Source organism: Brevundimonas sp., from assembly GCF_046295775.1.
Lineage (GTDB): Bacteria > Pseudomonadota > Alphaproteobacteria > Caulobacterales > Caulobacteraceae > Brevundimonas.
In genome coordinates this window covers 69,120-82,254 of the sequence record NZ_JBKBML010000003.1, presented here as the reverse complement: position 1 = coordinate 82,254, position 13,135 = coordinate 69,120, and the positions used below count along the sequence as shown (strand labels likewise).

The 13,135-nt window shown below is 64.7% G+C and carries 9 protein-coding genes; 6 read left to right on the top strand and 3 right to left on the bottom strand.

The window, feature by feature from the left end:
• The first annotated feature begins 23 nt into the window (after window positions 1-23).
• A complete protein-coding gene (locus ACK4I0_RS03055; protein ID WP_409607879.1) occupies window positions 24-2,282 on the top strand; it encodes a TonB-dependent receptor family protein in 2,259 nt (752 codons plus the stop codon).
• Here ACK4I0_RS03055 and ACK4I0_RS03050 read toward each other — a convergent pair.
• A complete protein-coding gene (locus tag ACK4I0_RS03050) occupies window positions 2,279-2,488 on the bottom strand; it encodes a helix-turn-helix transcriptional regulator (protein WP_409607877.1) in 210 nt (69 codons plus the stop codon). The genes ACK4I0_RS03055 and ACK4I0_RS03050 overlap by 4 nt on opposite strands.
• Complete coding sequence (locus ACK4I0_RS03045; RefSeq protein ID WP_409607875.1) at window positions 2,481-2,921, bottom strand: hypothetical protein; 441 nt, start codon at window positions 2,919-2,921, stop codon at window positions 2,481-2,483. Before ACK4I0_RS03045 ends, ACK4I0_RS03050 begins: the two co-directional genes overlap by 8 nt.
• 142 nt (window positions 2,922-3,063) lie before the next feature.
• Here ACK4I0_RS03045 and uvrB point away from each other — a divergent pair, with 142 nt between their 5' ends.
• From uvrB to ACK4I0_RS03020, 5 genes are all read left to right on the top strand, one after another.
• On the top strand, window positions 3,064-5,433 hold the full coding sequence (gene uvrB, locus ACK4I0_RS03040) for an excinuclease ABC subunit UvrB (RefSeq protein WP_409607873.1): 2,370 nt from the start codon (window positions 3,064-3,066) through the stop codon (window positions 5,431-5,433).
• 302 nt (window positions 5,434-5,735) lie between these two features.
• Window positions 5,736-7,691, top strand: coding sequence for a hypothetical protein (locus ACK4I0_RS03035; RefSeq protein ID WP_409607871.1), 1,956 nt, complete (start codon window positions 5,736-5,738; stop codon window positions 7,689-7,691).
• A 176-nt stretch (window positions 7,692-7,867) separates the two neighbouring features.
• Window positions 7,868-8,428: a hypothetical protein gene (locus ACK4I0_RS03030; protein ID WP_409607869.1), complete on the top strand. Its 561-nt coding sequence runs from the start codon at window positions 7,868-7,870 to the stop codon at window positions 8,426-8,428.
• A 105-nt stretch (window positions 8,429-8,533) separates the two neighbouring features.
• On the top strand, window positions 8,534-9,754 hold the full coding sequence (locus ACK4I0_RS03025) for an NADP-dependent isocitrate dehydrogenase (RefSeq protein ID WP_409607867.1): 1,221 nt from the start codon (window positions 8,534-8,536) through the stop codon (window positions 9,752-9,754).
• An 85-nt stretch (window positions 9,755-9,839) separates the two neighbouring features.
• On the top strand, window positions 9,840-10,406 hold the full coding sequence (locus tag ACK4I0_RS03020; RefSeq protein ID WP_409607865.1) for a DUF2939 domain-containing protein: 567 nt from the start codon (window positions 9,840-9,842) through the stop codon (window positions 10,404-10,406).
• Here ACK4I0_RS03020 and alaS read toward each other — a convergent pair.
• Entirely contained in the window at window positions 10,403-13,063 is a 2,661-nt protein-coding gene (gene alaS, locus ACK4I0_RS03015; RefSeq protein WP_409607863.1) for an alanine--tRNA ligase, read from the bottom strand. The two genes, ACK4I0_RS03020 and alaS, sit on opposite strands and share 4 nt — an antisense overlap.
• Window positions 13,064-13,135: the final 72 nt, after the last annotated feature.

Sequence of the window (13,135 nt, the reverse complement as noted above, 5' to 3'; positions counted from 1 at the left end):
ATTCGCATTCACGGAAGCCACCGATGCCTCCCCGCACCACCACCGCCCTGTTGTGCGCCGCCCTTTGCTCGGCCGCCCCGGCCGCCTTGGCGAGCACGGATGTCGCTACGACCAATCCCGACAGCCCGCAGGTGGTCGAATCCATCGTCGTGGTCGGCTCGCGCGAAGCCGCGCGGCGGGCAGGCGGATCGGCGGCCTTCATCGACGCCGCCGAGCTGAGGGTGTTCGACAACGCCGACGTCAACCGCGTCCTGCGCCAGGTTCCCGGCGTGGCGTTGCAGGAGGAGGACGGCTTCGGCCTGCGTCCGAACATAGGCATCCGGGGCTCGGGCACGGACCGCAGCGGCCGCGTCGCCGTCATGGAGGACGGCGTGCTGATCGCCCCGGCCCCCTACGCCGCCCCCGCCGCCTATTATTTCCCGCGGATGGCGCGCATGAGCGGCGTCGAGGTGGTGAAGGGCCCGGGCGCGATCAAATACGGCCCGCTGACCACCGGGGGCGCAATCGGCTTTTTCTCCACGCCCATTCCCGAAGGCGAGGCGGGCGACTTCGCCGGCCGCGCCTCGATCCTGGTCGGCGACGACCGCGCGCTTCAGGCCCATGCCTGGGCCGGCGGCTGGGCCGGCGTGGGCGGCGGCTGGGAGGTCGGGGGCCTGATCGAGCTGCTGCGCGAGCGCAACGACGGCTTCAAGCGACTGGACAACGGCGGCCCCACAGGCTTCGAAATCGACGACGCCGTCATCAAGCTGGGCCTGCGCGACGTCGGCGGCCACCACGCCCTGACCTTCAAATACCAGAACAACGGCGAACGGTCGGACGAGACCTATCTGGGCCTGACGCTGGAAGACTTCCGCGCCGACCCCTTCCGTCGCTACGCCGGCAGCCAGGTCGATGTCATGGACGTCGAGCATGAGACGTTCCAGCTGACCTACGGTCTGGAGCTCACCGACCGCATCAGCCTGACCACCACCGCCTATCGCAACGAGACCAGCCGCGCCTGGTACAAGCTGAACGACGTGCGCAATGCCGCCGGCACGGGCTGGGTCGGCATCAGCGCGGTCCTGGCCGATCCGCAGACCTACGCCTCCGAGATGGCGGTGCTGCGCGGCGCGCCCGGCTTCGTCAGCCCGGCCCAGGCCTTGCGTGTGCGCAACAACAACCGCGCCTATCTGGCCGAGGGCGTGCAGTCGGTCCTGACCGCCCGCTTCGACACCGGCGCGCTGGACCACACGCTCGAGGTGTCGGCCCGCTGGCACCGGGACAGCGAAGACCGCTTCCAGCGCGACGACGTCTATCGCATGGCCGACGGCGACATGATCCTGACCGCGCGCGGCGTCGACGGCGCACAGGAAAACCGCGTGGGCGAGGCCGAGGCCTGGGCCTTCTTCGTGCGCGACACCATCCGTGTGGGCGCGCTGACCGTCACGCCCGGCCTGCGCTATGAGACCATCGACCTGACGCGCACCAACTATCCGACCAGCCCCCCCAGCCGCGCGACCCCGGCCTCGGTGGTCGAAAGCAATGTCGATGTCTGGATCCCTGGCGTCGGCGTCACCTACGACCTGACCCCTGAACTGAGACTGGTCGCCGGCGCCCACCGCGGCTTCGCTAATCCGGGGCCGGGCTCCAGCGTCGATCCCGAGACCTCCTGGAATTACGAGGCCGGCGTGCGCTTTCAGCGTGACGCCCTGTCGATCGAGGCCATCGCCTTTCTGAACGACTACGACAATCTGCTGGGGACCTGCACAGCATCCACGGGCGGGGGCTGCGCCATCGGTGACCAGTTTTCGGCCGGCGCGGTCGAGGTGCGCGGGGTCGAGGTCGCGGGCCGTTGGGACGCGGGCCGGTCGCTCGGCCTGTCGTTCGGCGCGCCCCTGTCCCTGGTCTATACGCTCAGCGACGGCGAGTTCGGGACCAGCTTCCAGTCCAGCTACGGTCCCTGGGGGTCGGTTCAGTCGGGCGATGAACTGCCGTATCTGCCCCGCCACCAGCTGACCCTGAACGCCGGCGTGGATTTCGGCCGCTGGGGCGTCAACGTCTCGGCCAACCGCGTTTCGGCCGCGCGCGCGGAGGCCGGCTCGGGGGCCATCGCCGACGATCAGCGTATCGACGCGCGCACCCTGGTCGACGCCTCCGCCCGCCTTCGCCTGACCGATCGGGTCGAGCTGTTCGGCCGCGTCACCAACCTGACCGACGAGGTCTACAATGTCGCCTTCTCCCCCGCCGGCGCCCGGCCTGGGGCCCCGCGTCAGGTCCTGGCCGGCGTGCGCATGACCTTCTAATCGGTCAGGAAGAACAGCTCCTCGACCGTCACCCCCAGAGCGCGCGCCAGCGTCAGGGCTAGGACGGTCGAGGGGATGAAGACGCCGTTCTCCACCGTGTTGATCGTCTTGCGCGACACCTTGGCCCGGTCGGCCAGCTCGGCCTGGGTCAGGCCGGCGGCGGTGCGGATCGCCTTGAGGTTCGACCCCAGCCGCGCCTCACTCATCTTCTGGGTCCGCCGCCTTGTCCATGAAGGCGAACCGCAACGCCGGCACGGCGCCGCCGGCGGCCAGCGCCAAGGCCAGAGCAACCGGGGTCCAGTCCGGCCGCCAGAGGCTGATCGCATAGACCACGCTGACCCCCGCCAGCAGCGCCACATAGCCCCAGGTCATGGCGCTGGCGCGAAGCACGCCCGTCCATTCGTCCTCCAGATACTTGCGGGCCTTGCGCGAGCCGCCGTCCCAGCCGTGGATCAGCGCCAGCACCAGCCAGGCCATGACCGCCACCATCAAGGCGAAGGTGACGATCGCATAGCCGCCTTCCCCCGCTTGGATCTTGCCGATCGAGTTCAATCCGGGCCCCAAGATGCAGACGCACGCCACGCTCAGGCCGAACAGCTGCGAACGGCGTTGCCGCTGTTCCGTGTCTCGTCGTCCCATAACCCCCTCCATGTCACCTTCGGGTTACATGTAACCTGTGGGTGACACGCGTCAAGCCCCCCAATCGCGTCTCGCCCAAGGCAACCCGCCGCCCTTTCCGCGCGCTCTGGCGAGAGGCCCCTGCTCGTCCTAGATTGTGTTCATGAACCGTTCTTCTGCTCCGAAGGGCTCCGCGCCCCGTCTGACCAAGCCCGTGCACGTGCCCGGCAAGGTGGCCGAGGCTCCGGCCGCCTTTCTGCGCGACGACGAGGGCAACAGCGCCAGGGCCGCTCCCAAGACGCCTCATATGCCGATGTTCGCGCCGGTCACCGGTCCGCGCCTGACGCCCGAGGAGGCGCCCGGCGCGCCGACGGACTGGGTGCCGCACCGACCGTCTCGCGCGCTGGACAAGAAGCGCCAGAAGTTCCGGCTGCAGACGACCTACACCCCCGCCGGGGACCAGCCCGCCGCCATCGCCGAATTGGTCGAACAGGCCGGGGCGGGAGAGCGCGATCAGGTGCTGCTGGGCGTCACCGGCTCGGGCAAGACCTTCACCATGGCCAAGGTGATCGAACAGACCCAGCGCCCCGCCCTGATCCTGGCGCCGAACAAGACGCTGGCGGCTCAGCTGTACAGCGAGTTCAAGAGCTTCTTTCCGGACAATGCGGTCGAGTATTTCGTCAGCTACTACGACTACTATCAACCCGAAGCTTATGTACCAAGAACAGACACTTACATCGAAAAGGATAGCTCGATAAACGAGCAGATCGACCGGATGCGCCACTCGGCGACGCGGGCGATTTTGGAGCGGGACGATGTGATCGTGGTGGCGTCGGTCAGCTGCATCTACGGCATCGGGTCGGTCGAGACCTACACCGCCATGACCTTCACGCTGAAGGCGGGCGATCAGATCGACGAGGCGAAGCTGCGGGCCGACCTGATCGCGCTGCAGTACAAGCGCAACGACATGACGTTCGAGCGCGGCATGTTCAGGAAGCGCGGCGACACGCTGGAGATCTTCCCCGTCCACCTTGAGGACCGCGCCTGGCGCATCAGCCTGTTCGGCGACGAGATCGAGGCGATCCAGGAGTTCGACCCCCTGACCGGCAAGAAGACCGTCGATCTGGACGAGGTCACCGTCTACGCCGCCAGCCACTATGTCACGCCGCGCCCGACGCTCAACCAGGCCATGACCGGCATCAAGGCCGAGCTGAAGGAGACGCTCGACTGGATGGTCGAGAACGGCAAGCTCTTGGAGGCCCAGCGCCTGGAACAGCGCACCCGCTTCGATCTGGAGATGATGGAGGCCACAGGCTCGTGCGCCGGCATCGAGAACTACAGCCGCTGGCTGACCGGGCGCAGCCCCGGCGAGCCGCCGCCCACCTTCTTCGAATACATCCCCGACAACGCCCTGCTGTTCGTGGACGAGAGCCACGTCACCGTGGGCCAGATCGGCGGCATGTACCGGGGCGACTACCGCCGCAAGTCGACGCTGGCGGAGTACGGCTTCCGCCTGCCCAGCTGCATCGACAACCGCCCGCTCAAGTTCGACGAGTGGAACGCCATGCGGCCCCAGACGGTCCACGTCTCGGCCACGCCCGGCAAGTGGGAGATGGAGCAGACCGGCGGCGTCTTCGTCGAACAGGTCATCCGCCCCACCGGCCTGATCGACCCGCCGGTCGAGGTGCGCCCCGTCTCGGGCAAGACCCGCAACCAGGTCGACGACGTCATCGACGAGGTGAAGGCCACCACCGCGCGCGGCTATCGCTCCCTGGTCACCACCCTGACCAAGAAGATGGCCGAGGATCTGACCGAATATATGCACGAACAGGGGGTGCGCGTGCGCTACATGCACTCCGACGTCGACACCCTGGAGCGGATCGAGATCCTGCGCGACCTGCGCCTGGGGACCTTCGACTGCCTGATCGGCATCAACCTGCTGCGCGAGGGGCTGGACATTCCCGAGTGCGGCCTGGTCGCCATCCTGGACGCCGACAAGGAGGGCTTCCTGCGGTCCGAGACCTCGCTGGTCCAAACCATTGGACGGGCTGCGCGCAACGTCGACGGCCGCGTCATCCTGTACGCCGACCGCATGACCGGCTCGATGGAGCGCGCCATGGGCGAGACCGAGCGCCGGCGCGAGAAGCAGCAGGCCTACAACGCCGAACACGGCATCACGCCCGAAAGCGTGCGCCGCGACATCAAGGAGATTCTGGAGAGCCCCTACGAGAGCCGCGAGCTGGACCGCCTGACCCGCCCCGGCGTCGCCGAGGCCGCCAAACCCTTCGTCGGCTCCAACTTCCAGGCCACGCTCAGGGACCTGGAGGCCAAAATGCGCGAGGCCGCCTCCAACCTGGAGTTCGAACAGGCCGCCCGCCTGCGCGACGAGATCAAGAAGATGAAGCTGCTCGACCTGGAGTTCGCCAACGAGGCCCTCACCGCCTCAGGCGAAGAGGTCGACAAGTCCGCGCCGAAACGGTGGCGGGCAGAGGCGGCGGCCGAGAAGGCGGAGCGGTTCAGGAAGGGGCGGTGAGCTACTGGTCCGATTAATCAGGCGAGCACAGCGTCAACGCGAGCGTCCGAGCGAATATGAACTGGGACCGGAGATGCTTGCGGGTTCCACCGACTCAACTTTAGGCTCTTCCGATTAGAGGGGGAAGCCCGGTGCCAGCTTCAGTATTTGTAGAACTTTTTGCCAGCGACAAGCGCTATCGCCGATGGTTCACAAAGTGGTGGAGGCAAGACTTCTCCCTCGGAGGACGTAACTCGTTCTTGGAGAGAAATTCCTATTTTGACAAAATAGATTTCGGAGGTCGCCGATGGCCAAGAGAGTGGATGCCGCCTCACGACTTGGAAGGAAAAATAAACCCTCACTTCCTACTTATTAATGCAGGCGATCTAAATCATTACAAATGGTCCTTCAATAAGACTATATCGGGAACATTTATAGGATCAGATTCGCTTGACTTGCTGTCAAACCTATCTAACGACCTGTCGTGGTGCGCATTTTCAAATTCCCTAACCGGGTCAAGTAGAAATCAGGAAGTTATTATTGCAAACGCCCTAATGCGAGGGAGCGTTAATCTATCTATTGCTGCACACGGATCGAAGATAAATCTCAGCAGAACACTAATACTAGGCTCTGTCAATTTGGCACTGCCTAATGCATCTCATTTAGATGCGTCTCTATCGTGCATTGACGGGAATTTTACTGCCTCTGGAGACAGCCTATCTACCGTAGCCATTAACGCCCGCGTAGGCGGAGACTTCTCAATACAAGGAACTGTAAATGCCAGCCGGATCAAAGTTAATAACTTTACCGCGCGGCAGTCAACCACCCGGAGGATTGTCAGCAGTAGCATCATAATCGACAATGCTCGCATCCACGACCTCGATATAGGGGGGAGTTACGACGAAGTATCCGCTCGTAACATCGCGTCTAGGGATATCAATATTAGTTGCGCGGGCGCGAAGAAGGTCGACGCGTTTGGCGCGATCGCAAAATCATTTCTAATATCAAATGATGTTGAGCAAATAAACATAGACAACGTGAGGGTAATGAACCTCCGTTTGTCGAGAATAAGATCCACAGAAATTGCAGCAAGAAAAGCGATCATATCTGGCTTATTTCACGCGCAAGAACTAGACGTGAAGAGCTTTTACTTAGACCAGTCATCCGTTGAGGATAGTTGCCTGTTCGAGAGGTCGCAATTTCACGAACAGCTATCTGCAAACGGCTCGGTGTTTAGGGCAGAGGCGTCGTTCAGTCGATGTGGTTTTCCTGGCGCGCTTCGTTTTCGCTCCTCGGTTTTCCAGAAAGGGGCAAACTTTAGAACCGGTAGTGGAGCCGACGTAAGTAGTGACGTGAAATACTCGCAAGTCGGCGAAGCCGATTTTCATGGCGCTCTGTTTTTTCCAAACCAGAATGAGGTCTGTGCTGATTTTGATGCTCGGCAGTTCTTAGAGGCAGCAAATTTTGAAACTGCAAAATTTGAAGGTGTGGCTAAGTTCTTTGGGTGCCAGTTCCATGAGGACACAAGCTTTAGGGGCGCGGAGTTCAAAATCGTTCCGCCCGCTTCGAGCTACTCCCAAGCATTGCGCAATCTGCCGTGGCAAAATATCATCTTAGAGTGGAAGACGCATACCGCGCCGTTCGTCCATCTACACGAAATTGCCAGAAGGTTTTTGCGCGATCTTAAGGCCCCCTTGGCTGCGAGGCGCGGTGACCATAACCGCCGCCTTTCCAACTACGAACGCTCCTACAACGCCTTGAGGCAGAGGTTTGAAAAGATTGGGAACTCGAAGGAGGAGCGTCGCTTTCACACTTACGAATTGAGAGCAAGACGACAACGCATTGATGCCAATGCGACCCTTCTAGAAGGAATTTTATCTGGTGCTTATGACTTATTTAGCTTGTACGGCCAGAGCATATCTCGACCATTGATAATCCTTGTCTTGTTTGTTTGGTTAGGCTTTTCCGCGCTGTACTACGCCATGGCATGGGATTTTGGACTGAACCAAGCGGTAGAGTCGTTAGTATTTTCTGCTAGGCAGATAATCCGGCCATTTTCTGCTTGGGGTCGAGAATTTTTAATTCCTGCAAGTTACTCTGATCAATCATACAATACACTTTTATCCGAATGGACCGGAAATCTAATAGGTATAGGCAGCGACGCAACCCTAATAAAGACAACCATCGTACGGATACTTGCTTCCATACAGTCCGTTTGCGGATTAATACTTCTTTTCCTAACCGGTCTGGCGGTAAAGCGAACATTTGGGGTGAGTTAGGCGCCCGCAAGGCTTCGTGACCGAGCATCATCATTCAAGCCGATTCCGCTTGGCCACTGCTTCACGCACTCAGGGGAAGGTCGGGTGAGTTCGATGGGCAAGAACACTATCGGTGTACCAAGACCACCCCGCTCCACGTCCGATCCTGACGCGCCCGTCCGCTACGCCTCTCCTCCATGGAGTATCGCCGTCAGCCCAAGATCCGCTCTGAAGAGACCTGGCACGAGATCCGTCGGGCGTGGGAGCGGGGCGAGACGGGGGCGTCGCTGGCGCTGCGGTATGATGTGGGACTGGCGAACCTGTGGCGGCGGCGCGCCTCGGAGGGGTGGCGCAGGCTGAGGACGGGCGAGGCGCCGCCGGTCGAGCCGGTGGAGGGCTGGGTGCGATACGCACAGCGCCAGCGCGAGGCCTTCGACCGGCGGTTGGAGGACACGCGCGAACTGGCGGAATGTCTGATGAAGGCGGCTCGGGACGATCGGCTGAGCCTGGCGCCGACCTTTCACCTTCCTTGGCTGTATCACTGGCGGGCGGATCATCTGGGGGCCGAGGCCGCCGCCCGGGACCGGGCGCGGGCGCGCGAGGCGGGTCATGCGTGGGCCGAGGTCTTCTGGCGCGACGACGGCACGCTGCGGCCGCTGGAGACGCTGGACGAGGAGATGGCGCGGCTGGAGCCCGAGGAGCTGCGCGAGGCGCTGGGCCTGCCGCCGGGGGTGGAAATCGAGCCGGGGATGGGCTGAAGACGGGTTTTCGCCCGTGGCGGGGCCGGCCGCTTTGCGCACCGGGCCGGGCCTCGCTATACCGCCCGCACCCTTTTCCTTCCCGACCACAGACAGAGAGAGCGCATGGCCAAGATCAAGGTCGCAAACCCCATCGCGGACATCGACGGCGACGAGATGACCCGGATCATCTGGCAGATGATCAAGGACAAGCTGGTCTTCCCGTACCTGGACCTGGAGCTGGACTATTACGACCTGGGCATGGAGCACCGCGACGCCACCGACGACCAGGTGACGATCGACGCCGCGCACGCCATCCAGAAGCACGGCGTCGGCGTGAAGTGCGCCACCATCACCCCTGACGAAGCCCGCGTGGCCGAGTTCGGCCTGAAGAAGATGTGGAAGTCGCCCAACGGCACCATCCGCAACATCCTGGGCGGCGTGGTCTTCCGCGAGCCGATCATCTGCTCGAACGTGCCGCGCCTGGTGCCCGGCTGGACCCAGCCGATCGTCGTCGGCCGTCACGCCTTCGGCGACCAGTACAAGGCCACCGACTTCCTGATGCCGGGCGCCGGCACCCTGTCGATCAAGTTCGTCGGCGACGACGGCCAGGTGATCGAGCACGAGGTGTTCAAGTCGCCGGGCTCGGGCGTGGCCATGGGCATGTACAATCTGGACGACTCGATCCGCGACTTCGCGCGCGCTTCGTTCAGCTATGGCCTGAACCGCAACTATCCGGTCTATCTGTCGACCAAGAACACCATCCTGAAAGCCTATGACGGCCGCTTCAAGGACCTGTTCCAGGAAGTGTTCGACGCCGAATACGCCGACAAGTTCAAGGCCGCCGGCCTGACCTATGAGCACCGCCTGATCGACGACATGGTGGCCGCGGCCATCAAGTGGTCGGGCGGCTTCGTCTGGGCGTGCAAGAACTACGACGGCGACGTGCAGTCCGACGTGGTGGCGCAGGGCTTCGGCTCGCTGGGCCTGATGACCTCGGTGCTGATGACGCCCGACGGCCGCGTGATGGAGACCGAAGCCGCCCACGGCACCGTGACCCGCCACTATCGCCAGCATCAGAAGGGCGAGGCCACCTCGACCAACTCGATCGCCTCGATCTTCGCCTGGACCCGCGGCTTCAAGCACCGCGCCAAGCTGGACGGCAACGCCGAGCTGAACGAGTTCGCCGAAACGCTGGAGAAGGTCGTGGTCGACACCGTCGAGTCGGGCTTCATGACCAAGGACCTGGCGCTTCTGGTCGGCGACCAGCAGAGCTGGCTGACCACCGAAGGCTTCCTCGACAAGGTGTCGGAGAACCTCCGCAAGGCCCTGCCCCACCTGGGCTGAGCCATCACCCAATCGTCAGGCCCGCCGGATCGCCTCCGGCGGGCCTTTCTGATTTTATGACGATATTCGAAGGCCGGGAGGGCTCATGGGTCGCAAGCGCATCGTCGGGGCGGTCGTCGTCCTTCTGGTCCTGTTCGCCGCCGTCTGGCTGGCCTCGCCGATCCTGACCGCGCGCGCGGTGATCCAGGCCGGCAAGGACGGCGACGAGGCGCGGCTGGAGCAGCACGTCGACTTCCCGTCGCTGCGGGACAGCCTCAAGGACGAGCTGGGGGGGCGTCTGGCGCAGGAGATGCGCGACGACCCGCGCTTGTCGGACAGCCTGGGCGGTCTGGGCATGCTGCTGGCGCCATCGCTGGTGTCAGGCGCGGTGGACGCCCTGGTCACGCCGCGCGCCGTGGCCTTCATGGTCCAGGAGGCCCGCGCACCCGAACCCGCCGACGCCGTCCGCCCCGTCGAGGCCGAGCCCGAAGCCGCGCGCGAGCCCGGCCGCCGCGTGCGCCAGGCCTGGGGCTATCGCGACCTGAACACCTTCGCCGTCACCCTGTGGCGCGAGGACCGGCCCGACGACCGCATCGCCCTGCTGCTGGAGCGACGCGGCCTGTTCGGCTGGAAGCTGGCCGCCGTGGACCTGACGCCCAACGGTCTGGACTAGGCGTTCAGGGCGTCGCGGACGGCCTGCAAGCCGGCCTCGGCCTTGGCGCCGTCCGGCGCACCGCCTTGGGCGAAGTCGGGCTTGCCGCCTGCGCCCTGCCCGCCCATGGCCATGACGGCCGCGCGCGCCAGGTCGGCCGCATTGACCTTGCCTGCCATGTCGGAGGTCGCCGCGACCGTGACCGCCGCCTTGCCGTCCGACACGCCGATCAGGGCGACGACGCCCGAACCGACCTGTTTGCGGAAGTCCTCGGCCACGCCGCGCAGGCCCTTGCCGTCCACGCCGTCCAGGACGCGGGCGATCAGCTTGACGCCGTTGATCTCTTCAGGCGCAGCGCCTCCGCCTGAACCGCCGCCCAGCGCCAGCTGCTTCTTCAGGTCGGCGACCTGCTTCTCCAGCGTGCGCACCGAGCCCGACAGGGCTTCGACGCGGGCCGGCACGTCGGCGGGCTGGATCTTGAAGCCCTGCGCCAGCTTGCGAGCGACATTGGCCTGGCCCAGCAGATACTGGCGCGCGGCCTCGCCCGTCAGGGCCTCGATGCGGCGCACGCCGGCGGCGATGCCGGTCTCCGACACGATCTTGAACAGGGCGATGTCGCCGGTGCGGGCCACATGGGTGCCGCCGCACAGTTCGACCGAGTAATCGCCCTCGCCGGTCAGCGCCTTGCCGAGCGTCAGCACGCGTACTTCGTCGCCGTATTTCTCGCCGAACAGGGCCACGGCGCCGGCCTCGATGGCGGCTTCCGGCGACATCAGCTTGGTCTGGGCCGGCAGGTTCTGGCGGATGACCGCGTTCACCTCGTCCTCGATGCGGGCCAGCTCGTCCTCAGTGACCGGGGCGTTGTGGCTGAAGTCGAAGCGCATGCGCTCGGCGTCGACCAGTTGGCCTTTCTGGGCCACGTGCGGGCCGAGCACGTTCTTGAGCGCGGCGTGCACCAAGTGGGCGGCCGAGTGATTGGCGCGGGTGGTGACGCGGGCGTCCGGCTTCACGCGCAGCTGGACGCGGGTCCCGATTTCGAGCGTGCCGGCCGTCACCTCGATCTGGTGGGCGTACAGGTCGCCGCCGTGCTTCTGGACGTCCAGCACGGTTCCCGAACCGCCAAGACCTCTAGAATCCACCCATTCGACCTCGCCCTGATCGCCGGCCTGGCCGCCGCCCTCGCCGTAGAAGGGGGTCTGGTCCAACACGACCTCGGCGGTCTGGCCGGTCTCGACGCGATCCGCCGGCTGGCCGTCGTGGACCAGGGCCAGAACCTCGCCCGAGCCGTCGACGCCGTCATAGCCGGTGAAGACCGTCGGCCCCAGGCGATCGCGCAGGGCCAGCCATTCGCCGGCGTTGGCGGTCTGTCCCGAGCCCTTCCAGTTGGCCTTGCCGCGTTGCTTCTGCTCGGCCATGGCCGCGTCGAAGCCTTCGATGTCGACGGTGAAGCCGCGACGGCGCGCCTCGTCCTGGGTCAGGTCCAGCGGGAAGCCGTAGGTGTCATAGAGGCTGAAGGCGGTCTGGCCGGCGATCATGCCGCCCTCGGCCAGGTCGCGCGTTGCGTCTTCCAGCAGGCCCATGCCGCGGCCCAGCGTGGTGCGGAATCGGATCTCTTCCTGCTTCAGCGTGTCCTCGACAAAGGCCTGAGCGCGCTTCAGCTCGGGGAAGGCCTCGCCCATCTCGTCGACCAGGGTCGGCACCAGGCGGTGCATCAGCGGGTCAGACGCGCCCAACAGGTGCGCGTGGCGCATGGCGCGGCGCATGATGCGCCGTAGGACATAGCCTCGGCCTTCGTTGGACGGGGTCACGCCGTCGGCGATCAGGAAGGACGACGAGCGCAGGTGGTCGGCGATGACGCGGTGGCTGGCGGCCTGCGCGCCTTCCGCCTTGGTCGAGGTCGCGTCCTCGGACGCCGCGATCAGGGTCTGGAACAGGTCGGTGTCGAACACCGAGTTCTTGCCCTGAAGCACCGAGGTCATGCGCTCCAGACCCATGCCGGTGTCGACCGAGGGCTTGGGCAGGGAACGGACGATCTCGTCGTTCTCCTTCTCGAACTGCATGAAGACGTTGTTCCAGATCTCCACAAACCGGTCGCCGTCCTCGTCGGGCGAACCCGGAGGGCCGCCGGGAACGTGGTCGCCGTAGTCCCAGAAGATTTCGGTGCAGGGGCCGCAGGGGCCGCTGTCGCCCATGGCCCAGAAGTTGTCCGAACCGGCGATGCGGATGATCTTGTCGTCCGAGAAGCCCGTGACCTTCTTCCAGATCGCGGCGGCCTCATCGTCGTCGATGTAGACGGTGACCAGCAGGCGCTTGGGATCCAGGCCGAAGTCCTTGGTGACCAGTTTCCACGCGCTGTCGATCGCGTGTTCCTTGAAATAGTCGCCGAAGGAGAAGTTCCCCAGCATCTCGAAGAAGGTCAGGTGGCGCGCGGTGTAGCCGACGTTGTCCAGGTCGTTGTGCTTGCCGCCGGCGCGCACGCATTTCTGGCTGGAGGTGGCGCGCGGATAGGGCGGCGTGGCCGCGCCGGTGAAGTAGTCCTTGAACGGCACCATGCCCGCGTTGACGAACATCAGCGTCGGGTCGTTCTGCGGCACCAGGGGCGCGGAGTGGACCTTGGCGTGCCCGTCGGCCGCGAAATAGTCGAGGAAGGTCGAGCGGATCTGTTTCAGGCTGGCCATGGTCGGTCTAACGCGCGTCTTCGAGGGGAAGAGGCGCATATAGAGGCTGCGGCGCTTTCAGGCCATGCCTTG

Coding starts and splice junctions, on each gene's coding strand:
- ACK4I0_RS03055 (WP_409607879.1), top strand. CDS start 24: ATGCCTCCCCGCACCACCACCGCCCTGTTGTGCGCCGCCCTTTGCTCG.
- ACK4I0_RS03050 (WP_409607877.1), bottom strand. CDS start 2,488: ATGAGTGAGGCGCGGCTGGGGTCGAACCTCAAGGCGATCCGCACCGCC.
- ACK4I0_RS03045 (WP_409607875.1), bottom strand. CDS start 2,921: ATGGGACGACGAGACACGGAACAGCGGCAACGCCGTTCGCAGCTGTTC.
- uvrB (WP_409607873.1), top strand. CDS start 3,064: ATGAACCGTTCTTCTGCTCCGAAGGGCTCCGCGCCCCGTCTGACCAAG.
- ACK4I0_RS03035 (WP_409607871.1), top strand. CDS start 5,736: ATGCCGCCTCACGACTTGGAAGGAAAAATAAACCCTCACTTCCTACTT.
- ACK4I0_RS03030 (WP_409607869.1), top strand. CDS start 7,868: ATGGAGTATCGCCGTCAGCCCAAGATCCGCTCTGAAGAGACCTGGCAC.
- ACK4I0_RS03025 (WP_409607867.1), top strand. CDS start 8,534: ATGGCCAAGATCAAGGTCGCAAACCCCATCGCGGACATCGACGGCGAC.
- ACK4I0_RS03020 (WP_409607865.1), top strand. CDS start 9,840: ATGGGTCGCAAGCGCATCGTCGGGGCGGTCGTCGTCCTTCTGGTCCTG.
- alaS (WP_409607863.1), bottom strand. CDS start 13,063: ATGGCCAGCCTGAAACAGATCCGCTCGACCTTCCTCGACTATTTCGCG.